This window comes from Paenibacillus gorillae, assembly GCF_000513275.1.
Taxonomy (GTDB): domain Bacteria; phylum Bacillota; class Bacilli; order Paenibacillales; family Paenibacillaceae; genus Pristimantibacillus; species Pristimantibacillus gorillae.
This window is the reverse complement of the sequence record NZ_CBVJ010000073.1, coordinates 17,172-40,042: the sequence shown is the minus strand read 5'-3', so window position 1 is coordinate 40,042 and position 22,871 is coordinate 17,172. Positions and strand designations below refer to the sequence as shown.

The following is a 22,871-nucleotide window of genomic DNA, read 5'->3' as shown; positions in this document are numbered from 1 at the left end:
CAGCCAGCGTAACAGAGACGAAGCTAGGCGATGCGAGTGTAACGGAAACGAAGCTAGCTGCAGCCAGCGTAACAGAGTCGAAGCTAGGCGATGCGAGTGTAACGGAATCCAAGCTAGCTGCAGCCAGCGTGACAGAGTCGAAGCTAGGCGTTGGAAGTGTAACGGAAACGAAGCTAGCCCCAGCCAGCGTGACGGAGTCAAAGCTAGGTAATGCGAGTGTAACGGAATCCAAGCTGGCTGAAGCCAGCGTGACAGAGTCGAAGCTTGCGAAAGCGAGCGTGACGACGGATGCAGTGGCAGACGGAGCCATTACGCTGGAGAAGCTGGCGCCGGCATTATTCCTAGCTTCTCGGAGACAGACTTCAATGAGGAGTATGTCGGACTGTCGATGCTTACCTTCAATCCCGTTATTGCGCCGGCCAGTGCAGGAACTGTGAAGCAGCAATTCGGCTTATGTCCGTACAGCTTTACCTCGCAGCGTGATCAGCTCGACATTATGATCAAATTCGACGAGTCCTTCGAGAGTGATGCGTATGTCGTAACAGCGACGAGCGACCATCCTGCCTGTTATGCAGTTGTCCGTGCCAAAACAGTCAACAGCGTCGTCATCGGTTTAATCCGTACGCGCATTAGTGATGAGCCAAACGGCTTCATCAACTGGATAGCCATCGGCCGATAATGACCGGAGGCAAACCATATATCAGGCTTTCCTACAGATCCCGAGCGATCTTAAGGAAAGCCTTTTTGCTGTGAAATTACAAAAACCGATAGAATAATCCAACGAATCGTGCCTGCCAACAGGCCCAATAATAGAGATGCACATCCGCGGCCGGAGAATTATCCAAGAAGACATAACTGCCTGCATGTAGATTGCCGCAAGGCTGAAATATAATGTTGCTATACAGAAATAGAGAGGAGAAACGCCAGCATGACATCGCTTACAGTCAGTCAATCGCAGCCGGTCAAAAAGAAGAAGGTCAGCAGGGATGGCAAGCTGTTGTTCCTGTTGTCCATTCCGTTCATCGTCGGCATGCTCGTTTTCAACTACTTTCCCGTATATGGCTGGGTTTACGCCTTTTTTGACTATAAGCCGGGCGTTCCGCTGTCAGCTACGCCATTTGTCGGATTGGAGCATTTTAAAGAAATATTTACTTCCTCCTCCGATCTCGTCAACGCCTTTGTAAATACGTTGGCTATGAATCTGCTGAACCTGCTGTTCTCGCCGCTTGCCATCATATTTGCCATCATGGTTAACGAGGTTTCATCGGGGAAATACAAAAAATTTGTCCAAACCTTCTCCACGCTGCCCAACTTCATTAGCTGGGTGCTCGTTTACTCGTTGGCATTTGCCTTTTTCTCCAGTGAAGGTCTAATCAATATGGCGTTCGGCAAGCTTGGCCTGGATTTTACTGTTCAGCCTATGGCTAATGAAAGCTCAACCTGGATGTTCCAAACGTTCCTGACCATCTGGAAGACGTTGGGCTGGAATGCCATCATCTATATTGCGGCAATTGCCGGCATTGATTCCGAGCTGTATGATGCAGCGAGAGTTGACGGAGCCAGCCGGATGCGAACGATATGGCATATTACGATTCCGGGTGTATTGCCAACGTTCCTCGTACTGACGCTGCTCAATATCAGCAACATGCTGTCTAGCTCGTTTGACCAGTATTTCGTATTTTATAATCCATTGATAGCTGGAAAAATAGAAGTGCTGGATTATTATGCCTACCGGATGGGCGTCATTGTCGGCGATTATCCTTACGCTACGGCGGTCGGCATCTTCAAGACGGCAATCAGCATTATTCTGTTGTTCTCGGTGAATAAGCTTTCGAAAAAATTACGCGGCGACAGCCTGATCTAAGGTTTGAGGAAAGGAGCTGCTCTGGCATGCTGATAGCAAAAAATCGGACATTCGATATTATCAACTATTCATTATTGGCTTTATGTGTCATTATTTGCATCTATCCCTTTTATTACGTTTTAATCTATTCCATTAGCGATCCAGCGAAGGTGGCACAAGGCATTTTCTTGAAGCCGGCGGGCCTAGATTTCACGACCTATCAAAGTATTCTGAAATTGCCCTATATGACGAATTCCTTTCTCGTCTCGGTTGCACGGACGGTTATTGGAACCGCGCTCACCGTCATCTGCTGCAGCTTTTTCTCTTATTTGCTTAGTAAAAGGGAAATGATGCTGCGCAAGGTCGTGTACCGCCTGCTCGTCGTCACTCTCTACATTAACGCAGGTCTTATTCCTTGGTATATTACGATGAAGATGCTCAGCCTCAACAACAACTTTCTGTTGTATGTGCTGCCTACTGCGATTTCCGGTTATTTTGTTATACTCATCAAAACCTATATTGAGCAGCTGCCGGCTGCGCTCGAAGAGTCGGCGATGATGGATGGAGCTGGCTTCCTCAGACTGTTCTGGTCGATCATCTTCCCGCTCTGCAAGCCGATTGTCGCAACTGTGGCGATTTTTGCAGCGGTTAATCAGTGGAATACTTGGATGGACAATTACTTTCTGGTGCAAAATCAAAGCTTAAAGACGCTGCAGCTCATTTTGTACGAATACTTGAATTCAGCAAATGCACTGGCAACGATGGATGCTTCCAGCATTACGAAAAATGCTCAAAATATCGTGTTGACGCCTGAATCGATTAAAATGTCGACTACAATGCTTGTTGCGCTGCCGATTCTGCTCGTGTATCCGTTTATGCAGCGTTACTTCGTAAAAGGAATTATGCTGGGCGCGATCAAAGGATAGCTTCCCAAACTGCGATATGCCGCCTTGTGAAAGGTTGTATATAAGAAACGATTATAAAAAGAGGGGATGACTGGCATGAAAAAAAGAAAGTTTACGTTTGCCGCACTGCTGACGACAACGCTTAGTTTGACACTGCTGCTGTCGGCATGCAGCGGGAACACGTCCGGTACGAATCAGCCGGGTAATCAAAATACGGCAACGACCGATCCGGCAACGACCGGCGGAAAAGCGCCAATCACATTGAAGATCAGCACGGACCAATTGTTCTCATCCGGAGCGCCGGGCATCCAGAACAATCCTGTCGCCGATGAAATTAAGAAAAAGCTTGGCGTAACGATGGACATTATTAGCAGTGATCCTGAGAAGATTAACGTGATGCTGGCCGGCGGCGATCTTCCCGACATTATGATCGTTCCTCCTGAGCAGGGTAGAGCGGCTATGAATGGCAAGCTGGCAATGCCCCTGAAAGAGCTGCTGAAAAGCAACGGGCCTGATATTATGAATTATCAATCCGCTCTAGACGTTATTAACAAGCGTCTCGGAAATACGGATGGCGAATATTATTTTATCCCGTACAACGTTGTGGCTGACGCCAAAGAATATATCAACTACTCACCGTGGATCGGCTGGTTCACCCGCTGGGATTATTACAAGGAAGCCGGATACCCGGAGCTGAAATCCTACGACGATATGATTCCGATGCTTGCGGAGGAATTGAAGAAGCATCCGAAGACGGACGAGGGGAAGAAAGTATATGGTTTGTCCGGTTGGACCGACTGGGGTCTGTGGATGTACCACGTTCCGTTTATTTATGCAGAAGGCTGGACGGAAAATACAAAAAACACCGTTACGAAGCCTGACGGCTCGTATGTTCACCGTTTTGCGGCAGACGGTCCGCTCTGGAGAGGCGTGGAGTTCTACAATAAAGCGTTCCGCGCAGGCATCTTGGATATGGACGCCTTTACGCAAAAGTACAGCGACTATCAAGCCAAGCTGAAATCCGGACAATTGCTGACGCTTCATATGGGCTGGGAGCTGGACGGAGCGAATGCGTACTTTAAGGCCAAAGGACAAGAGGACAAAGGCTTTGTCGCTCAAGTTGTTGACGGAGCTACATCCCAGGCTTACGCATTGCAATCCATCGTTGGCGATAACGATCCGTGGGTTATCATTACGAAAAGCTGCAAAGATCCGGCTCGTGCAATGGAGTTCCTGAATTATTTCCGTACGTATGAAGGCGCAAGACTGTTGACCAGCGGTGTTGAAGGCGTGCACTGGGATCTGCAAGACGGCAAGCCAGAGCTGAAAGACGAAGTCATTAAAGAAATGACGACGGATACGAACTTCGCTGCCAAGACGGGTATCGGCCTGTACGGCAAATTGAGCGGTCTTGGCGGCAGTGCGATCGATCCGAAGGATGGCGGTTATGTCGACCTGAGAAGATCGGATAAATTTATTACGACGAAGCTGACACCTCTGGATAAGGAATACAGCGAATACTACGGCGGCACCTATCCGGGCGACGCATGGGATAAGCTGGTTCAGCAAGGCAAAGCGAAAAAACTTAGCGACGCCTATATTCCAGCAATGCCTGCACTGCAGCCGCAAGGCGATGAGGAGCTGGCGAAGAAAGAGAGCAATATTGAGCAAATTCTCATCCGCGAAATACCGAAAGCGGTTATGACGAAAGACGATGCAGCGTTCCAGAAACAAAAGGACCGCATTATGGAAATGATCAACAAAGCGGGCTTCGAGGAAGTTGACGCTTTCTGGAAGCAATCGTACGAGCAAGGTCTCCAAACGTACAAAGAGCTTACCGCTAACGCAAAATAATGGTTATCCGCTGTGCGAAACTGCCGGCCTGTTCCTATGGAGCAGGCTGGTATTTTCGTTCATTTTTACGATCGAGCATGGTACGATATTGGGGACATCAACGAGGCGGTGAATCTCTTGTATAAAGTAATGATAGTAGAGGATGAGCTGCTCGTACGAGTAGGACTGAAAAATTCAATCCCTTGGTACCAATATGAGATGGAGGTTGTGGCTGATGTCTCCAATGGACAAGAAGCGCTGGAGCTGTTCCGAAGCCATGAGCTGGATTTAATTATAACGGACTTGAAGATGCCGGTGATGGACGGCTTGGAGCTGATTTCCACCGTACGTGCCGTTAATTCGGATATTAAAATATTGATATTGTCCTGCATTGAGGAATTTGAGTATGCGCGCAGAGCCGCAGGGCTCAACGTTTCAGGCTATATGCTGAAATTAACGATGTCGCTGGAGGAAATGGGCAAGGTGCTGGAGACGGTGCGCCAGGAGCTGGCCGCCCGCAAACCGGTCATTCCCGGCCCCTTGAATCATCCGCTGACGATGAAGATGCTCAAAGGAAAGCTCATTAAGGACAATATTTTTTATGGCGTCCACTCTTCGGGCGGTTTTGAAGCGGCTTTAAAGCAGCTGGACGGCCGTATCCAGACGGGAAAGGTTGGACTCGCACTGCTGGAGACCAACCAATACTCCCGCCTGCTGAAGCGGTTCAACGATGAGCGGGGCGAGCTCATTCATTTTACGATTTCCAATATTCTGGATGAAATCTTGAATAATCATCATGCGGGAGAAGCCTGGCATGACAGCGATAACCGGTATTTAATCGTTTTCTCCTACCCGGCCGAGCTGCCGGATGAGCAAATTTACAATAAAATCAGCGAAGTGTTCGCTCATGTGCAGCGTGCGATGAATGCCTATCTTGACATTCCTGTTTTTATGGGTGTTAGTAACGTGAATGAGAATTGGTCCTCGATGCGGAGTATGTATGAGGAATGCAAATCGATGCTGGAAAACCGCTTTTTCTCCGATTCCCCCATTCAATTCGCATCGGAGCGTGAGCAGAGGAGTCCGGAGCCTTATTGGAAGCGGAAGCTGCTGTCCACCTGCGACGTATGGAGAGGCTTGGGCGAGCCGTACTATAAGGATCTGCAAGCGGAGATGAGCCGCAAGCTGGAGCTGCCGATCGGCAATGAAACGGAATGGCGGCGGTTTTTCATCGATATGCTGAACTGGATGTTCACTTATCTTGGCATTCCGAAAGAGCATGCGGAACTGCTGGAGCTGTCGGGACTCGAGCGGATCAATGCGGGCTATACGATGGAGGCTTGTGTGGAGGCTTGGGAGCAGGAGCTTGCCGAGACCGCCAAAATGAAAGATATGATCAAGACGGTCAGCCAGGAAGTGGAGAAGGCCGTTCACTATATTCATCAGCACTATGATGAGGATATTTCGCTGAAAGACATTTCTGAATATGTACAGCTTAGCCCAAATTACTTGAGTTTGCTGTTCAAAAAAAGCATGGGCCGCAACCTGACGGAATATTTAACGGATTACCGGATCGAGAAAGCGAAGGATCTGCTGCTGAATACGACGCTGAAAACGTATGAGGTGGCCGAAAATGTCGGGGTGCCGGACAGCGCTTATTTCAGCCGCATTTTCAAAAAAATGACGGGCATTTCCCCGCTTGAATTCCGTAAGAAAAAGGTGCTGTACCGGAGAGTGGATTCCAATGAAAATCATTAAAATTTTTACCGACCGGAACTTTAATCTCAAGTTGAAGACGCAGCTGACGGCTTCTTTTCTCATTATGATCTTGTGCATTATCACGGTGTTCTCTTTTGTAATTTACAGCAGCGTGCTGGCGATTCTTAAAAATCAGTCGGAGGAGCTGGTCATCCGCCAGTTCCGTCAAGCGGAGTACAACATACACAATGTTCGTGATCAGATGGAAAAGGTAGCGGAGCTGCTGACGACGAACAAGGATATTCAGAGCTTCCTTGATTACCCCAGCAGCCCAAGCAACGCAGAGCGGGTTATATTGGCCAATGAGGTCATCAAAACGTTCGACAGCATTCTAGGCACCTATCCTTATGCTTACTCGCTATCGTTATATTGCCTGAGCGGAGAAGCGCTCTCTACAACCGGCGGAAGCAGCTGGTACACAACAAGGAAAGAAGAGGTTCCTTTTTTCGCTTCCGAGTTATACGACAACATAACGGCTAAGCGCTCTGGATTTACATGGAATGGGGATTATGATTTCTCGCTATTCAATACCGCGGACCGGACGTATGCCTTTACGAAGCAGGAGCCGCTTATGACGATGGCACGCAATTTGAATCTGTTCGGGAGCAGCAGCAAGTCGGCTGTGCTGGTCATCAATATGAAGCAATCGGATTTCGGCACGATCTATACCGGCGATTGGAACAACAAAGGCTCACAATATTTGATTAACGATGAGGGTATCATTGTGTCGAGTCTGGATGCCGGCTCAATTGGTTCAAGAGTTCATTACGCTGCTTCTATTGATCATGATCGGCAATACGGCAGCTTTGCGGCAAGCAGCGATGGACAAACGAAGCAAATTACGTATTACCGGATACAAGGGACAGGCTGGCTCCTGATTAATGAAACGCTGGAAACGGAGTTTATCCGAAATACGTCGATTTTGAAAAAAAATATAAGTCTCTTGATGGGAATCAGCATCATGCTCGCTTTTTTGCTATCCGTATACTGGATTTACCGGATTACAAGACCGTTTACGCATCTCGTCCACGCAATGCGGGAGATGGAGATGGGGAAGATGGGGGTTGTGCTGGATGAGACGCCAAGTACGGAGCTGGGCATTATCGGCAGACGATTCAACAGGATGTCGTTAAGTCTGGAAGATTTGATGGAGGAGAACAAAAAGATTGAGACCGAAAAAAGGCAGCTCGAGATGGAAGCGCTTCAGTTTCAAATCAATCCGCATTTCTTATACAACGCGCTCAATACGATCAAATGGATCGCTATGGTTCGCAAGGAGCCCGGCATAGTTGATGCTATCACTACTTTGGGCAATATGCTGAGGTCCATTTACAAAGAAAATTCGCTGTTTACGACACTCCAGGAAGAGCTGGCCTATCTGGAGAACTATCTTAAAATTATGAACATCCGCTACGGAGAAGGTGTCGACGTTAAATTCGACGTTCCGGAGGAACTGCTGTCCTATAAAATTATCCGCTTCATCCTGCAGCCAATCGTGGAGAATGCGTTCGTGCACGGCATGAGCTCCATTAGCTATAAGGGCAGCATTACAATATCGGTGGAGAAGCTGGAGGAAGACTTGTATATTTCCGTAGCCGATAACGGTAAAGGGATGAAAGCGGAGAAGGCGGAGGAAATCCGCGCGTTTCTGAAAATGAATTTGCCGGTAAATGCTGCCCATCAGGGCAGCGTCGGGCTTGCCAACGTCAACCGGAGAATAAAAACGCAATACGATGTCAGCTACGGCATGTCGATTCAGAGCGAGCCGGAACAAGGAACGACCGTTGTCATTCGAGTCCCCGCTGTAAGGTAAGAAGCAGCACTGTGCATCCTTCAGATAAAGCAAAAACAAGAGGCGCCCATGGCGGAGTCTCTTGTTTTTTTATGCGGAACGTGGAAAAGTGCATAAAGTCATAGATATATCCATAGGTTTTCGGACTGCGCTTATCTATACTATTTTTAGCTTTGCGATATTTATGGGATAGAAGTGACAGGGGGAGACGTAATGAGAAAGCTGCATTTGCTCAGCAACGCGCATTTGGACCCGGTATGGCAGTGGGAATGGGAAGAGGGCGCTGCGGCGGCCGTATCGACGTTCCGCGCAGCCGCCGATTTTTGCGAGGAATATGACGGTTATATATTCAATCATAACGAGGTTATTTTGTATAAATGGGTGGAAGAATACGAGCCGTCGTTGTTTCAGAGAATTCAAGAGCTTGTTAAGCTCGGAAAATGGCATATTATGGGCGGCTGGTATTTGCAGCCGGATTGCAACATGCCATCGGGAGAATCCTTTGTACGTCAAATCCTGCTCGGACGCTCTTATTTCTATGAAAAATTCGGCGTGAGACCAACGACAGCAATCAACTTTGATTCCTTTGGCCATACGCGCGGACTTGTACAAATTATGCAGCAGGCCGGTTATGATTCTTATGTGTTCTATCGTCCGGAAAACTTGCCGCAGCTTCCAGCCAGAGATTTCATATGGAACGGCTTCAACGATTCCAAGGTGATGGGGCATAAAGTTGCTGACAGCTATTCTTCGCTGCTGGGAAAGGCGCATGAGAAAATTAGCAAATGGCTGGAGGAAAATCCGCAAACAGATATTGGCCTTCTATTATGGGGAGTCGGCAATCATGGCGGCGGTCCTTCCCGGATCGACCTGAATGCGATCGGCGAACTGATGAAAGAGACGTCCGACGTTGAGATTTCGCATTCCACGCCGGAGCAGTATTTTGCCGAGCTGAAGGAGCAAAAGACGCTTCCGGAATTTTCCGGCGACTTAAACCCGCGGTTTGTTGGCTGCTATACGTCGATGATCCGGGTGAAGCAGAAGCACCGCCAGCTGGAAAATGAATTGTTCATGACGGAAAAGATGCTGGCCGCTGCGGAAGCCCAAGGCTTGCTGACTTATCCAAAGGCTGAGCTGCATGAAGCGCTTTGTGATTTAATGACAGCTCAGTTCCATGATATTTTGCCGGGCTCGTCGATACAGCCTGCCGAAGAAGCGTCCCTTCGCCAGATGGAGCATGGGCTGGAGATTGCTGCGCGGCTCCGTACGCGTGCATTCTTCGCGCTGTCGGCTGGACAGCCTAAAGCGGCTTTGAAGGAGTATCCGGTGCTGGTCTACAACCCGCATCCTTATCCGGTGAAGCATACGGTAGAATGTGAATTCATGCTGGAGGATCAGAACTGGGCAGCGGAGTTTTCGCTTCCGGTGGCCTATCGCAACGGCGTGCGGCTGGCTTCCCAGCCTGAGAAGGAGCTAAGCAATCTGAATCTGGACTGGCGCAAGCGTGTTGTCTTTGAAGCTGTACTGGAGCCATCTTCGATGAACCGCTTTGATTGCCGGATTGAAATGCTAGGAAGCAAGCCGGCTCCGCAGCTCAAGGAAGAGGGAGGACGCTATACATTCGAGAATTCCCGCCTGCGCGTCGTCATTAACAGCAGCACCGGATTGATGGATGAGTATACAGTAGACGGCGTTTCTCTGCTGCAGAAGAATGCTTTCCTTCCGCTCGTTATTCAGGATAACGAAGACCCTTGGCGTATGGATACGAATACGTTCCCACAAGCCATCGGCTCCTTCTCGCTGCTTGATCCCGGCCGGGGAACGGATTTCTCGGGTGTTAAGGGTGCGCTGCTGCCGTCTGTACGGGTAATTGAAGACGGAGAAGTACGGACGGTTATCGAAGCTGTGTTCGGCTACAAGGACTCCTTCATTTGCCAAACCTACAAGCTGCCGAAGAACGGAACGGAAATTGAAGTACAGATAAGGGTGTATTGGAACGAGAAGGATAAAATGCTGAAGCTGTCGGTGCCAACCGCTCTGAAAAATGGTGTTTACCGCGGACAGACTGCGTTCGGCATTAATGAGCTTGCGGCGGATGGTACGGAGACGGTCTCGCAGCGCTGGGTTTCGGCTGAAGAGGCGTCGGATCATGAAGCAGGAGGCCTTGCGATTACTTGCATTAACGATGGCATCTACGGCTCCGATTTCCGGGACGGAGAGATACGCTTCTCCTTGCTTCGGGGAGTAGGCTATTGCGCGCATCCGATCGGAGATTTGCCGATTATGGTGCAGGACCGTTTCCTCCCGCGGATCGATCAGGGCGAGAGACGTTATACGTTCTGGCTGAACGGCGGCGGGCGTAACGAGCGGCTGGAGAATGTAGACCGCGAGGCAATGGTCAAAAACGAGCGTCCTTATGCACTGTCCTTCTTCCCTTCAGGTGATGGAGAGCTGCCAGGCTCTTTCGTTCAGCTGAAAGATGACGTCATCCAGATGAGCGCCTTGAAGAAAGAGGAGCAAGGAGACGATTATATCCTTCGTTTGTTCGAGCCTACAGGTTCGGCACGCTCGACCGTAATTGAAATTCCTTCGCTGAATATCGCTAAGGAAATCCGCTTGAACGGCTTTGAGATCAAGACTTATGTGTTGCGCAAGCAATCGCAGACGCTTGAAGAAGCTGCCTTATGCGAGGGACTCTAGCAGCAGGGATAAATGAATAGATGTAGAGCAAACCTGATCTCATAGGAGAACGGGATTGAAAGAGTAAAGAGGCTGTCCCAGAAGTCAGAGATGACGCAGGGACGCCTTTTTTTTGCTCAGCAGTCTGGCTATATCAACAGCCCTGCTTCCCTCGGAAATGGCTAGTGGAGCAGCTTTGCAAACCTCTCATTAACTCGGCGGAATAAAAGGTTGGGCAAGCATCATGGGAGTTGTACATTTGCCGTTGCGCTAGTTTGAGAGGCACATACAATGTCATGTAACTCTTTATAGAACTATATTCTTTTAGAGAAAATTTTCGAGGTGATTGAAGCGGATGAAACGGGCAAGTCGCAAAAAAATGCCGCACCGGTCCCGGCAGCAGATGCGCAACCGCTCGTATCGGTCATTATTCCGGTTATGAATGAACGGACGACGATCCGGCGCGTTATACGGGAAGCCGCTCGCGTCCATCCTCGTACGGAAATAATTGTCGTGGCCAATGGCTCGACAGACGGCTCGGCGGCGATTGCATCGCGAATGGGGGCAAAGGTGCTGCAGTTCGCAAAGCCGCTCGGGCACGATGTGGGAAGAAGCGTGGGCGCGGCTGCGGCGAAGGGAGATATTTTGCTTTTCATAGACGGCGATATGGTCATACCAGCTGCCAAGCTTCGCCCATTCATTCGTTCGGTGATGGGGGGCGTTGATGCCGCATTGAACGATTATTCCGGTCCTGTCCGCAAGCAAGTCGTTCATAGTGTCGTATTAGCGAAGCATACCCTGAATGCGGTTCTGCAGAGGCCAGACTTAAAAGGCGTGTCGTTTACGGCAGTGCCTCATGCCATCAGTCGCCGCTGTCTGGAGGCGATAGGCGCAGAAGCTCTATCCGTGCCGCCGCTTGCACAGGCAAAGGCAGTTAAGCTTGGACTGAATGTTGCGGCCGTATATCCCGTCAATGTCGGTAAAATGAATAAGCCGCGGCGGCAGAGGGAGAGGCATAATCCGCTAGAGCGGCTAATCATCGGCGATCATCTGGAGGCGGTGCATTGGCTGATCTCCCAGACGGATGAGCGGGGCGGGTATAAAGATCTTTATCGCAATCGCGAAATGGTTTTTTGACCTTTATCCGTATGTATGCCGAATCTGCTTCGATCTTACCGTGAAACGGAGGCATTTCATCAGTGAAGGCAGTTATTTTGGCCGGGGGGACGGGGACGCGGTTAATGCCGCTAACCTCGCTTATGAACAAACATATGCTCCCGGTGGGCAAGCATCCTATGATTTATTACGGCATAAGCAGTTTGAAGAAAGCAGGCATCGTTGATATTTTACTCGTCACTGGGAGACATGCTCTAGGCATGTTCGCGCAATACTTGGGCAGCGGCTCTTCATTTGGCGTCTCCATTACGTATCGCATTCAGGAGGAGGCGGGCGGTATAGCCGATGCGCTGCAGCTGGCCCGGCCTTTCATCGCAGAAGGCGAGAAATTCGTCGTGCTGCTTGGAGACAATTTATTCGAAGAAGAGCTGCGGCCTTACGTTGAAAGCTATGCGCTGCAGCCCGGCGGAGCAATGGTGCTGCTGAAGCAAGTGGATGATCCTGAACGTTACGGGATACCGGTGTTTCATTCCTCCGGCAGGATTGAGCGAATCGACGAGAAGCCGAAAGATCCGCAGAGCGATCTTTGTGTTACGGGCATCTACATGTACGACTCGCATGTATTTAAATTAATCGAACAAATTACGCCCTCTGGCAGGGGCGAATTAGAAATTACCGATTTAAATAACATTTACGCGAAAGCCGGTCTGTTGACCTACCGCAAGCTGACGGGATGGTGGACGGATGCAGGTACGTTTGAGTCCTTGCAGGAGGCTGCCTCCCAGCTATCGGGGAAATATGAGTAGACAGGAGAGATTAGCACGATGAGACGAAAGCTGCGGCGCGTCCGCCGTCTCAAATCCAGAGCATCACGTTCGGCGGCAAAAACGCTAAGGCAGGCTGCCGGCAGTTATCAGGCTGGAATGGAAGCGGGATATAATCAAGGACTGCAAAGCGGATACAGCTGCTACGAGTCGCTTTTTGAGGGCACAAGCATCATTATCCCGAGCTACAATCAAGTTGGTTATTTAAAGTCCTGCCTGGAAAGCATTGCTGATAATACGGAGCTTCCCTATGAAATAATCGTCGTAGACAATGCTTCGACCGATGAGTCGGCAGCTTATTTGAGCAGTCTAGGCGGGCAGGTGCGCTATCGCATTTTATCGGAAAACTACGGGTTTGCGGGTGCAGTTAATAGAGGAATGATGATGGCCAAAGGAACGACGATGCTAGTCTTGAATAATGATACGCTTGTGACTGAAAACTGGCTGGAAAATTTGATGGCCTGCTTGAACAGCGATCCGCATATTGGAATGGTAGGGCCGGTTACCAACTATATTAGCGGCGATCAGCAGATTAGCGTTCCCTATCAGGATGTAGCTGATATGCCGGAGTTTGCTAGAATGAACAACGTTTCCGATCCGAAGAAATGGCAGCCTACCGATCGTCTTCCGGGCTTTTGTCTATTGTTCCGCAGGGAGCTGTGGGAAAAGATTGGTTATCTTGATGAAGGCTTTGAGATCGGCAACTTCGAGGATGATGATTATAACGTTCGGGTCCGTATGCAAGGCTATTCACTGGTTATTGCCCGTGACTGCTTTATTCATCATTTCGGGAGTGTCAGCATGAAGGCGCTTGGCGATCAGCTGTCGGAAGTGAATAATCGCAACATGGTCTATTATATGGATAAGTGGAGCAATCCGTACGAGTGGATTCATCATCTGCGCAGCGGAACGCTGCAAGGCGGTACGCAGCATCCGGAACGGGGCGAGGCATCCTTCTATCCGGAAGGCGTTGCGGTGCAAGGGACTGGCGAGACCGTGTACTGGATCGAAAATGGATTTCGCAGGCCGGTTGACGGGGATTGGCACGGTCCCGTCATCCGTCTTTCACAGGTGAACATGAAGCGGTGGGCAATCGGTGAAACGTTGAACGAGCAGGAAGCAGGCGCGAGATGGCTGGGGGTTCAAGAGGCAGCACAAGGCTTTGATCAGCACGGGAAAGTGGCAAGCGGTCTTGACGGTTTTCTCTATTATATTGAACATGGCTCCAAAAGGCGTATCGTTACTGATACAGCCGCTAAAGCGTGGGTGCTCCATGAGCGGCCGATAGCTGCAATTACGCGCGAACAGCTGGCCGATATGCCGGAAGGACTGCCCTTGATTTCGCCAGTGAAGCTTCGTCAGCGGTTGTAAACGGTAGTATCAGCTTTCTGAGTAGCGCATATGCTGTTACGAAGGGCTCAGGCAGAACGGAGGGAAGGCCATGCAGCATCTCGTAACGGAGATCATGGCGCATTTATCACATTCGCACAGCCAAATGGCAAGAATTGTAGAGTCAAAGCGCGACGTCGCGGTCCGTATGGCTGAGGTAGTCAAAGCAATTCCCGACCAGCAGCCTAATTTTGGAGGCACGGAAGGGCTGCTGACGAATTCACAAGCCGTTCTAGGAAGCGTGGTTTCTTATTTGAATAGCATTGCTGATTTGGAAGAAACGCTGGCCTCTCAGCTGACGTTCATGATTCGTGAACTGAACGCTGAAGAGGAAGAGTAATTTAGAAGCGGCGAAGGAGGCGGAACGCGATGGATCGTGAGCAGGCTTATATGCGCATGCTTGGCGCAACCGCCAACATGCAGTGGAACGTCGCGATTATGCTGGAAGCAAAAGCAGAAGAAGCGGAGAAAGCGCGCAATTGGATCTGCAATCATATATCATCCGATTCTTTCAATGGTGATCATTTGCAGCTGAAACAGTCGATTCAGATGCATGATCAGATTATCGAAGTGCTGGATGGCGTCAACAAAATGAGCCAGGGCATCGTTTCGATACTCCGCGCCGTATTGCCCCAAGATTCCGATGATGATGATTCCATGGATTATGGCGGTTACGGAGGTTCCGATTGAGCCGCCTGGACATCGCGGAGCGAGAGGTAAAGCTGGAGCTCATCGCATCCATTGCTAAGAGCCAGCATGCTTTATCCCGTATTCTCAGCACAGTTGCAGACCTTACCGACTGGTCGCCTGAGACGGCAAAGCATATTGGAGAAAACGTGCGGCTGCTGACCCAATTGCAGGAGTCGATGGCGGGATCGGTTTCCGGATGGCCGCTGCGGCGATGTACAAGAAGAACCGGCAAGCCGGCTCCCCCTTGGCTGAACAAGCAATTGCATCCGGACGCGAATATGAAACTATGACAAAGTCCATCAACGACGGGAGGCGAACAAGATGAAGAAGAAGAGGGGTTCTGTCATCCGCAAGCGCCGGACGAAACGGACGGTACGTACCCGTAAAGGAGGGCGCTCGCCGCTGCGCAAGCGCATATCCGGCAGGAAAAAGATATCCAGACGGAAAGCATCCAGCCGGAAGAGGGTTCCGGTGCCGTCCGGGACCTATCTAGAGGGCTTTAATCAGACTTACAATGACGGCTATCATGCCGGGTTTGCGAAAGGGTTTGAGGACGGCCATCAGTTGGCCTACGAGCAAGCTCCGTAAAAAATAAAAGAGTCCAGTTCCTGATCCGAGTTCAATCAACACGGGGAGAGGGAGCTGGACTTTTATTTATTGATGCTGATTCCTGCAGATAGGGCCAATGCCAATTTTTATTGACCGTGACAAGTGACGATGTGCGGCTGACAGGCCGGGCATATACTGATAGCAATGATAAGCATCTGAACACGCGGCAAATGGCCGGGATAACGAAGGAGCTGTCGATTGTGGCAAAAAAAACGCCTTCGCCAACGAGAAGGATAACGATGAATTCATTAGAAGTCGGGCAGTCGGACGGTTTTCGAACCGGCTATGACCACGGTTACTGGTATGGGCAATGCGAAGCGGTACGGGGTAGTATTCCACCGGTTTCGGCTGTGTGGCCGGTACATGCCATGTTTGTCGAGACAGGAAAAGGGTTCCCTTACTCGCCTCTGGATGAGGCAGTCGGAGCTACGCTATCGCGAATGGTTGCCAATTTAACCATTGTCAACGCGGAGCAGCCGGTTGCCGAGATCGCGTCACAAGTCAGACCGGATATCGTCATCGTTCTGGACGGCTTGCAGTTTGACATCAAGCAAGTCATTGCGATGAAAGAAGCGGGCATACGAACAGCAATCTGGATGACGGATGATCCCTATTACACCGATATGAGCGTTACACTCGTACCTCATTATGATGTCGTTTTTACGCTGGAGCGAAACTGTGTGGAGCTGTATCGGCAGATCGGCTGTCCATCGGTTCATTATTTGCCGTTCTGCGCTTCGCCCGAGCAATATCATCCCGTGAACCCGGAAATGTCCAGCCGGAAGGAAATCAGCTTTATCGGATCAGCTTATATGAACCGGGTTCGTTTCTTCAATGGAGCGGCTCAATATCTGGCGACTCGAAACACGCTAATCTCCGGAATTTGGTGGGACCGGCTGGATAAATTTGATCTGCTTCGCGATAAAATCAAACTGGGCAATTGGATGGACCCTCAAGGAACCGCTCTAGCTTACAACGCCTCCAAAATCGTCATCAATATGCATCGTGCGCACGATGACCCGGATTTCAACCGGAACAAGCTGGCGGTTACGGCGGCGTCGCCAAATCCCCGCACCTTTGAGATCGCCGCTTGCGCTGTCCTGCAGCTTTGCGATGTCAGGGATGATCTGGCTTCCTTCTATACACCTGGTTCCGAGATCGTGACGTATGCTTCGCCTCAGGATCTTGTGGAGAAGCTGGATTATTATTTGAATCATGAGCAGGAGCGGCGAGATATCGCAATCCGGGGCATGTGGCGTACGCTGCGCGAGCACACCTATGCGAACCGGATCCATACCATGTTATCGGTATTATTTCCTCAATTGATCCCGGTTAATTAAAGTTACAGCGACCAGCGAAGAATGACGCCTGCCTGCGTTAAACCGCCGCCAAAGCCGTACAATAGCATAGTATCGCCAGCATGGATTTTATTTTCGCGTACCGCATCGTCAAGCGCCAGCGGTATCGAAGCAGCCGATGTGTTGCCGTATTTGGCTATGCTGCTAAGCGCTTTGTCGGGGGAAATGCCAGTTTTATCGCATAGTGCGTCAATAATACGCTGGTTGGCGTTGTGGGGCACGAACCAGTCGATTTGAGCGGCCGAGAGGCCGCTTTTGTCGATTAACCCGATTACACCGGCAGCCACCTGACTGATCGCCCAACGATAAACCTCCCGCCCGTTCTGCACAATATTGCTCGTTGCAATAATTTCTTGGTTGTTAATAACGGGAGACAAGCTGCTGCGGTACAGCAGATGGCCTCCTGAGCCTTCTGTACTGGAGCTTGCGGCAATGAGACTGCCGCCTCCGTCGGTATTCGCATCAATCGCTTCCATCAGGAAAGCGCCAGCGCCGTCGCCGAATAAGATACAGGTCGTGCGGTCGGTGTAATCCGTTACTTTGGACAAGGTTTCCGCGCCCAAAACAATGATTTTACGATAAACACCGGATAGCAGCAGACCGTTAGCGAGCTGTATAGCGGCAGTAAAGCCTGCGCAGGCGGCTTGAATATCGACAGTGCCGCAATTTTCAATGCCGAAGGCATCCTGTACGCGTGATGCAACACTTGGCAAGATGGAATCAGGGGTGGAGGTTGCGACGATAATATAATCAACGCTGGATAGATCGACAGCGTAGCGGCTGGCCATATTGCGAACCGCTTCAATGCATAAATCGCTTGTGAATTGCAGCTCAGCTGAAATTCGGCGCTCGCTGATCCCCGTACGCTGAACGATCCATTCATCAGATGTTTCCACCATTTTTTCTAAATCAGCATTATTAAGTATACGATCGGGAATATAAGTTCCAATTGCAGTAATTGCAGCATTTGAGTGAAGCGTTTGCATGTGGCTGAGATTTGGTGTCATCGATAATACACTCCCTTATTTACAAATTTGCAATATAATTAGTACCTGATACTAATACTTGATAATAAAATACTCTTCTTCATATAAGTTGTCAAGGCTTCATCGCATAGCTGAACCTCCATTCGAGAAGGCTATTAGAGGGCAGCTGACCAAATTTGAATGTGGAGGAATGCGAAAATTATGCGTAAACCCTTTATTTTATTGTCGGCGGCAAGTATTGCAATAACAGCTATGTTGGCTGGTTGTGCAGCAAACCAAGGTGATTTGGGCAATCGCAACATCCGGCCTAACAGCGTTCGGTATGATGCAAATGGCAATATTATTCGCAACACCGGAATAAACGGCAATTATACAGCTAAACGATTTGCTAACGATCAACTTAATGAAATGAACCGGGTTGATGGCCGCCGGTTGAACAGCAACAATATCGTTGGCAGTCATAAAAATTATAAAATGGAGATGAGCCAAGAAATTGCGGATCGCATTACAGCTCTCGGCACAGTGAAATCTTCATACGTGTTGTTGACGGATAACAATGCCTATGTGGCAGTATCATTCGAGGATCACTTCAACAAAACGAGCCCGAAAGCGCTGAGCCGCACGCATATGGGTTATACATCTAACAACCCTGTAGCCGAAACCCATAAAAAATATAGCGCAATGTCGACCGGTGAATCGGCTCTGACAGCGAAAGTGAAGCAGGACATTGCAGATGAAGTGAAAAAATTGCATCCGAACGTTAAAAACGTCTACGTCTCCGCTAACCCGGATTTCGTGACCCGGATGAACAGTTATACGAATGATGTGAAGCTCGGCCATCCGATTCAAGGCTTTGTAGCCGAGTTTAACGCGATGGCAGAACGGTTATTCCCGGCAAATGCCGCTCGTATCGATACAAACAATCAGTATCGGAACAATGCGTACAGAGGTATGCAAAGCAAGACTTATCACAATGACAATCTGATTTACGACGATAACCGTTAAGTATAGTTTCCGGCTGCATCGGATGCAGCCGGTTTTTTAATGATTGTATATAATTTTCCAGTTAATGATTGACCCTTTTTGACGATTGCTTTAAAGTGTATATGGATGGATTGTCATGGGAAGGCGGGTCGAAATATATGAGGAAATTATCCTATTTATTAATAATAGTTGGCATACTTGTGTTAGCTTACCCTAAAGGAAGCGAGTGGTATGCAAATTGGCAGCAGGACAGGCTAATGGAGCAATGGGAGCAGCAAAGCTTGGATGAAACGGCGGAAGATAGCGTCATTGACCGTTATGCGCAGCTTACCGATTTGTTCAATGAAGCCAATACAGAGACGAATCCAGAGCCTGCCGCCAGCGAAGCGCCAAAGCAAGAAGAGCCAGAGCTGGAGACAATCGGAACGATCTCCATTCCTTCGATCAAAGTTAAGCTTCCGATACTGGAAGGGGCTACACAGCATAATATGAAATACGGTGCCGCTCATTTGAAGGAGACGGCAGCTATCGGAGAGGTTGGTAACGCAGCGATTGCGGCACACCGGGCCAAAACAAAAGGAAGATTGTTCAATCGGTTGAACGAGGTTAAAGTCGGGGATAAAATAACGATTACGCAGCAAAACAAGACGTTTACATATAAGGTGTATCAGACCTCCGTCGTGAATCCAACTGATGTATCTGTCCTGAATTATAACAACAAAGATAAGCTGCTTACGCTCATTACATGCACGCCGCTTGGCAAATCGACGCACCGGCTCATTATTCATGCGAAGCTTCAGGAGTAAATAAAAAAGCAAAACGGGAAAGAGGCAGCATGGACGACTATGCTGTCTCTTTCCCGTTATAGTTAAGTGCTTTGAAATGGTTACACAACAAGAATGGAGAGGCCTTTTATATATGTTAGATTTGTAACTCCCCAAGCTTGATCAGCTCGACAACCGCTTGCGAACGACCTTTTACGTTCAATTTCTGCATGACATTCGAAATATGGTTGCGAACGGTTTTCTCGCTGATGAACAATTGCTGTGCAATGTCTCTCGTTGTTTTGTCCTGCACCAGCAGCTCGAATACCTCGCGTTCACGATGAGTCAATAAAAACTTGCTCTTATGGTCGCTACCCTTCAAAGTTTGTCACCCCTCCTTGCTCGGGTTTTTATGGTTTAACAAGGTTAAGGGATACAGTCAACTTATAGTATGAAGGGGCTGTTGCAATGGTGCTGTATGCGGGGAAAATGGGCGCTGAACGAAGCTGTTGCGATATTCGTTTCCGATAATTTGACAAGGAAGCGTTCCCAGTAGCGAATGAGGAGATTGTTGCCTTCACGGTTTAGTCAAGGTTTCGACATTCAATCGACAAATACATTTAATATTGAATTAAGGTTTGCTGTTTAAAATAAAGCTATCAACCCCACAGTTGATACCATTCTAGGACAGACCCGCAGCCATGCGGGTCATAGACGGACTGTCAGGTCGCCACCGGCCTGACAGTCCGTCCTTTTTTTAACATCATTTATCGGTAATTACCCATTTTGTAATAAACATTATGTTAAAATAAAAACATAATATCAGTGGGGGGGCTAACGATGAAATGGCAGCAAGTCAGAGAGTTGTTTCCCGATCAATTTGTATTGTTTTCTATCCTTGATTACAACGTGCTAGATGATCAAAAAATTATAACGGAAGTTGCGCCGATAAGAGCGATTCCACAGCAAGAAGCGAATAAGGCATTTTTTAACGCTGAGCCAGGAAGCATTGTTTATCATACTTCCAATGAGAATTGTGTCATTCATTTGCGTAAGGACCCGTTAATGAGGGTGAGGCGTCAATCATGAAGATAAATGATGACGGGCAGCTCTTGACAACGGCAATCACTCTTTGTTTTCGCGGAAAAACATTACAAATTCCACATATTATTATCGATACCGGTTCTTCGCATACTGTTTTCAGCCCTGATGCTTTGGAAGAGATTGGAGTTTCATATGAAAATGGAGACCCTGTTTACGAGGCATATGGCATAGGTGGAACCGTTTCTTTTTATACGAAAGTGATGGACTATATTCAAATTGGTCATTTCAAGGCAGAGCAAGTAGAGATAGATGTCGGTATACTCCCAAAGTCACATATCGGATTGCTGGGGCTTGATGTTCTAAAACCGAATGGATTTATTGTGGATATGGATAAACTTGAGCTTTACAATGCTAGTTCCGGCTGACGGTTAAAACCCATTTAATTTTTATAATTATCATAATGCGAAAGACAGCCTAAACGTTCAGGCTGTCTTTTTTAATAAATTTGCTTTTCATCTAACGCTCCCTATCCGTCAAATTCTCGACCTTAACAAGCAGCGAGCCGATAGCAGCCACGGCCTCATCCGCCTGGTCACCGTCCGCTATAACAGTAATGGTATCACCAAATTTGGCCCCTATGGAGAGAATATGCACGAGGCTTCTGGCATTAAAGCTTCGCCCCTCTTTCACAAGTGAAATGGAGCAAGGGTAGCCTTTTGCCGCTTCAACAATTCTTCGGGCTGGTCTTGCATGTATGCCCAGCGGATTTCGGATCAAGTAGTCATGTTGCATGATTTCCGCTCCTTTCCCTAAAGCTGGCTCATCGCTAAAGCAGCTTCATAATATCATCTTTTATCGTCTCCGAGCGGGTGCCGAACACAATTTGAACAGCACCTCCGCCAAGCCGGATAACGCCTGCTGCTCCAAGGGACTTTAACTGCTTATCATCGACGGTTTTTTCATTGGTGACGACAAGACGCAGCCGGGTGATGCAAGCATCGATGCCGGTAATGTTGGACGCTCCGCCCAAGGCAGCCATAATACGGTCAAGCTCGCTGTCCGTTTCGGGTGCGGTTCCATCAGCAGGGGCGACATCGGCAATATCGTCATCCTCACGTCCAGGCGTTCGGAGATTGAACTTAAGAATAGCGAACCGAAACAGAAAGTAGTAAACGACGGCAAAAGCCAGCCCGACAGGAATAATCAGCAGCGGTTTCGTCGCTAATTGAAAATTGATGACATAGTCGATAAAGCCTGCAGAGAAGCCAAAGCCATGCTTGACGCCAAGCTCCATCATAATATAACCGGAGAGCCCCATCATAAGGGCGTGAAGGCCATATAGGACGGGAGCGGTGAACATAAAAGCAAATTCAAGCGGTTCGGTAATGCCGGTCAGAAAGGAAGCGAAGGCGGTACCGATAAAGACGGATGCAATCATTTTCCGCTTGGCAGGCTTGGCGGTATGGATGATAGCGAGCGCTCCCGCTGGAAGAGCAAACATCATAATGGGGAAAAAGCCTGTCATAAACATGCCGGCCGTCTTGTCTCCGGCAAAAAAACGCCATAGATCGCCGTTGACGATCCGGCCTGTCTCATCTGTAAAGCTGCCGATCTGGAACCAGGCTATGGAATTGAGCACATGGTGAAGTCCAAACGGAATCAGCAGCCGATTCGCTACGCCAAATATAAAAGCGCCGATACCATTGAGTGCAACGACATGGTTGCCCATGGTGTCAAAGCCATTTTGCACCGGTCCCCACACGAGGCCAAGCACAATGGCGACTACGACCATGACGAGAGAAGTGATAATGGGAACGAATCGTTTGCCGCTGAAAAAACCAAGCCAGTCGGGCAGCCGAATGCGATGAAAGCGGTTGTACAAATATGAGGCGATAAAGCCGGCGATGATGCCGCCCATCACCCCCATGTTGAGCTCAGTATCGGCATCGATAATTTCGCTGAATACAAGAGGCACTTTAGCCTGCACAGTTACCATTACCTGGTAGGCGATAACGGCAGCTAGAGCTGCAACGGCATCGCCCGCCAAGCCGATTGCAATGCCAACAGCAAAAATAAGCGGCAAATGGTCGAAAATCGCGGATCCGCCAGCTTCAAGGAAAGGTGCAACATACTGATTCAGCCATTTGCCGGTATCCGCCATTCCAAAGTCTTTCACATAGTCGATTTTGCCAAAGCGCTGAAGCAGAGCCGCAGCTGGCAGAGCGGCAACAGGCAGCATTAAAGACTTGCCGATCTTTTGCAAAAAAGCGAGCATCATAATCCTCTCCTTGAGCCGC

General features: G+C 49.1%; 24 protein-coding genes. 20 read left to right on the top strand and 4 right to left on the bottom strand.

The window, feature by feature from the left end; genetic code table 11:
- The 16 genes from TY10_RS30750 to TY10_RS12250 form a co-directional block, all read left to right on the top strand.
- Positions 1–437: hypothetical protein (locus TY10_RS30750; RefSeq protein ID WP_042163777.1), on the top strand; the 437-nt coding region annotated here is incomplete at its 5' end.
- Positions 389–679: a WIAG-tail domain gene (locus tag TY10_RS12320; protein WP_081735244.1), complete on the top strand. Its 291-nt coding sequence runs from the start codon at positions 389–391 to the stop codon at positions 677–679. The genes TY10_RS30750 and TY10_RS12320, both read left to right, overlap by 49 nt.
- 249 nt (positions 680–928) lie before the next feature.
- Positions 929–1,864: an ABC transporter permease subunit gene (locus TY10_RS12315; protein ID WP_042163771.1), complete on the top strand. Its 936-nt coding sequence runs from the start codon at positions 929–931 to the stop codon at positions 1,862–1,864.
- 26 nt (positions 1,865–1,890) lie between these two features.
- On the top strand, positions 1,891–2,769 hold the full coding sequence (locus tag TY10_RS12310) for a carbohydrate ABC transporter permease (RefSeq protein ID WP_042163768.1): 879 nt from the start codon (positions 1,891–1,893) through the stop codon (positions 2,767–2,769).
- Between the two features lie 75 nt (positions 2,770–2,844).
- Positions 2,845–4,602, top strand: a complete 1,758-nt coding sequence (locus TY10_RS12305; protein ID WP_042163767.1) for a type 2 periplasmic-binding domain-containing protein — start codon at positions 2,845–2,847, stop codon at positions 4,600–4,602.
- A gap of 117 nt (positions 4,603–4,719) precedes the next feature.
- On the top strand, positions 4,720–6,339 hold the full coding sequence (locus tag TY10_RS12300; protein WP_162160604.1) for a response regulator transcription factor: 1,620 nt from the start codon (positions 4,720–4,722) through the stop codon (positions 6,337–6,339).
- Entirely contained in the window at positions 6,326–8,152 is a 1,827-nt protein-coding gene (locus tag TY10_RS12295) for a sensor histidine kinase (protein WP_042163763.1), read from the top strand. Before TY10_RS12300 ends, TY10_RS12295 begins: the two co-directional genes overlap by 14 nt.
- Before the next feature lie 192 nt (positions 8,153–8,344).
- Complete coding sequence (locus TY10_RS12290; protein ID WP_042163762.1) at positions 8,345–10,831, top strand: glycoside hydrolase family 38 N-terminal domain-containing protein; 2,487 nt, start codon at positions 8,345–8,347, stop codon at positions 10,829–10,831.
- A gap of 324 nt (positions 10,832–11,155) precedes the next feature.
- Entirely contained in the window at positions 11,156–11,947 is a 792-nt protein-coding gene (locus TY10_RS12285) for a glycosyltransferase family 2 protein (RefSeq protein ID WP_042163796.1), read from the top strand.
- 62 nt (positions 11,948–12,009) lie between these two features.
- Positions 12,010–12,732 (top strand): sugar phosphate nucleotidyltransferase, encoded by a 723-nt coding sequence (locus TY10_RS12280; protein ID WP_042163760.1) that lies wholly within the window; start codon positions 12,010–12,012, stop codon positions 12,730–12,732.
- 18 nt (positions 12,733–12,750) lie between these two features.
- Complete coding sequence (locus tag TY10_RS12275) at positions 12,751–14,121, top strand: glycosyltransferase family 2 protein (protein ID WP_042163758.1); 1,371 nt, start codon at positions 12,751–12,753, stop codon at positions 14,119–14,121.
- Positions 14,122–14,191: 70 nt separating this feature from the next.
- On the top strand, positions 14,192–14,479 hold the full coding sequence (locus TY10_RS12270; RefSeq protein WP_042163756.1) for a hypothetical protein: 288 nt from the start codon (positions 14,192–14,194) through the stop codon (positions 14,477–14,479).
- Positions 14,480–14,508: 29 nt separating this feature from the next.
- Positions 14,509–14,829, top strand: a complete 321-nt coding sequence (locus TY10_RS12265) for an alpha-helical endospore appendage domain-containing protein (protein WP_042163754.1) — start codon at positions 14,509–14,511, stop codon at positions 14,827–14,829.
- Complete coding sequence (locus tag TY10_RS12260) at positions 14,826–15,119, top strand: hypothetical protein (RefSeq protein WP_052350521.1); 294 nt, start codon at positions 14,826–14,828, stop codon at positions 15,117–15,119. The genes TY10_RS12265 and TY10_RS12260 overlap by 4 nt, the downstream gene beginning before the upstream one ends.
- Positions 15,120–15,150: 31 nt before the next feature.
- Positions 15,151–15,417, top strand: a complete 267-nt coding sequence (locus tag TY10_RS12255) for a hypothetical protein (RefSeq protein ID WP_042163752.1) — start codon at positions 15,151–15,153, stop codon at positions 15,415–15,417.
- A 221-nt stretch (positions 15,418–15,638) separates the two neighbouring features.
- The gene (locus TY10_RS12250) at positions 15,639–16,778 is read left to right on the top strand and encodes a CgeB family protein (protein ID WP_337588353.1); all 1,140 of its coding nucleotides are present in this window, start codon (positions 15,639–15,641) and stop codon (positions 16,776–16,778) included.
- Positions 16,779–16,780: 2 nt separating this feature from the next.
- Here the strand turns inward: TY10_RS12250 and TY10_RS12245 are convergent, their stop codons facing one another.
- Positions 16,781–17,803: a ketoacyl-ACP synthase III gene (locus tag TY10_RS12245; protein WP_081735243.1), complete on the bottom strand. Its 1,023-nt coding sequence runs from the start codon at positions 17,801–17,803 to the stop codon at positions 16,781–16,783.
- Positions 17,804–17,983: 180 nt separating this feature from the next.
- Between TY10_RS12245 and TY10_RS12240 the strand changes: the two genes are divergently transcribed.
- Positions 17,984–18,787, top strand: coding sequence for a YhcN/YlaJ family sporulation lipoprotein (locus TY10_RS12240; RefSeq protein ID WP_042163750.1), 804 nt, complete (start codon positions 17,984–17,986; stop codon positions 18,785–18,787).
- Positions 18,788–18,924: 137 nt separating this feature from the next.
- Entirely contained in the window at positions 18,925–19,572 is a 648-nt protein-coding gene (locus TY10_RS12235; protein WP_042163748.1) for a class D sortase, read from the top strand.
- A 115-nt stretch (positions 19,573–19,687) separates the two neighbouring features.
- Here TY10_RS12235 and TY10_RS12230 read toward each other — a convergent pair whose 3' ends face one another.
- Complete coding sequence (locus TY10_RS12230; RefSeq protein ID WP_006040330.1) at positions 19,688–19,912, bottom strand: helix-turn-helix domain-containing protein; 225 nt, start codon at positions 19,910–19,912, stop codon at positions 19,688–19,690.
- 458 nt (positions 19,913–20,370) lie between these two features.
- Between TY10_RS12230 and TY10_RS12225 the strand changes: the two genes are divergently transcribed.
- Positions 20,371–20,619 (top strand): hypothetical protein, encoded by a 249-nt coding sequence (locus TY10_RS12225; protein ID WP_042163742.1) that lies wholly within the window; start codon positions 20,371–20,373, stop codon positions 20,617–20,619.
- On the top strand, positions 20,616–20,999 hold the full coding sequence (locus TY10_RS12220) for a retropepsin-like aspartic protease (RefSeq protein WP_042163741.1): 384 nt from the start codon (positions 20,616–20,618) through the stop codon (positions 20,997–20,999). The genes TY10_RS12225 and TY10_RS12220 overlap by 4 nt, the downstream gene beginning before the upstream one ends.
- Positions 21,000–21,090: 91 nt before the next feature.
- On the opposite strand, the gene TY10_RS12215 is transcribed toward TY10_RS12220, so the two are convergent.
- Together TY10_RS12215 and nagE are read right to left on the bottom strand one after the other, a co-directional pair.
- A complete protein-coding gene (locus TY10_RS12215) occupies positions 21,091–21,366 on the bottom strand; it encodes an HPr family phosphocarrier protein (protein WP_042163740.1) in 276 nt (91 codons plus the stop codon).
- Between the two features lie 34 nt (positions 21,367–21,400).
- The gene (gene nagE, locus TY10_RS12210; RefSeq protein WP_042163739.1) at positions 21,401–22,849 is read right to left on the bottom strand and encodes an N-acetylglucosamine-specific PTS transporter subunit IIBC; all 1,449 of its coding nucleotides are present in this window, start codon (positions 22,847–22,849) and stop codon (positions 21,401–21,403) included.
- Positions 22,850–22,871 lie beyond the last annotated feature (22 nt).

Bases quoted from the DNA above. Each gene is read 5' to 3' on its own strand.
- TY10_RS12320 (WP_081735244.1), top strand. From the start codon at position 389: ATGCTTACCTTCAATCCCGTTATTGCGCCGGCCAGTGCAGGAACTGTG.
- TY10_RS12315 (WP_042163771.1), top strand. From the start codon at position 929: ATGACATCGCTTACAGTCAGTCAATCGCAGCCGGTCAAAAAGAAGAAG.
- TY10_RS12310 (WP_042163768.1), top strand. From the start codon at position 1,891: ATGCTGATAGCAAAAAATCGGACATTCGATATTATCAACTATTCATTA.
- TY10_RS12305 (WP_042163767.1), top strand. From the start codon at position 2,845: ATGAAAAAAAGAAAGTTTACGTTTGCCGCACTGCTGACGACAACGCTT.
- TY10_RS12295 (WP_042163763.1), top strand. From the start codon at position 6,326: ATGAAAATCATTAAAATTTTTACCGACCGGAACTTTAATCTCAAGTTG.
- TY10_RS12290 (WP_042163762.1), top strand. From the start codon at position 8,345: ATGAGAAAGCTGCATTTGCTCAGCAACGCGCATTTGGACCCGGTATGG.
- TY10_RS12275 (WP_042163758.1), top strand. From the start codon at position 12,751: ATGAGACGAAAGCTGCGGCGCGTCCGCCGTCTCAAATCCAGAGCATCA.
- TY10_RS12270 (WP_042163756.1), top strand. From the start codon at position 14,192: ATGCAGCATCTCGTAACGGAGATCATGGCGCATTTATCACATTCGCAC.
- TY10_RS12265 (WP_042163754.1), top strand. From the start codon at position 14,509: ATGGATCGTGAGCAGGCTTATATGCGCATGCTTGGCGCAACCGCCAAC.
- TY10_RS12255 (WP_042163752.1), top strand. From the start codon at position 15,151: ATGAAGAAGAAGAGGGGTTCTGTCATCCGCAAGCGCCGGACGAAACGG.
- TY10_RS12245 (WP_081735243.1), bottom strand. From the start codon at position 17,803: ATGACACCAAATCTCAGCCACATGCAAACGCTTCACTCAAATGCTGCA.
- TY10_RS12240 (WP_042163750.1), top strand. From the start codon at position 17,984: ATGCGTAAACCCTTTATTTTATTGTCGGCGGCAAGTATTGCAATAACA.
- TY10_RS12235 (WP_042163748.1), top strand. From the start codon at position 18,925: ATGAGGAAATTATCCTATTTATTAATAATAGTTGGCATACTTGTGTTA.
- TY10_RS12225 (WP_042163742.1), top strand. From the start codon at position 20,371: ATGAAATGGCAGCAAGTCAGAGAGTTGTTTCCCGATCAATTTGTATTG.
- TY10_RS12220 (WP_042163741.1), top strand. From the start codon at position 20,616: ATGAAGATAAATGATGACGGGCAGCTCTTGACAACGGCAATCACTCTT.
- TY10_RS12215 (WP_042163740.1), bottom strand. From the start codon at position 21,366: ATGCAACATGACTACTTGATCCGAAATCCGCTGGGCATACATGCAAGA.
- nagE (WP_042163739.1), bottom strand. From the start codon at position 22,849: ATGCTCGCTTTTTTGCAAAAGATCGGCAAGTCTTTAATGCTGCCTGTT.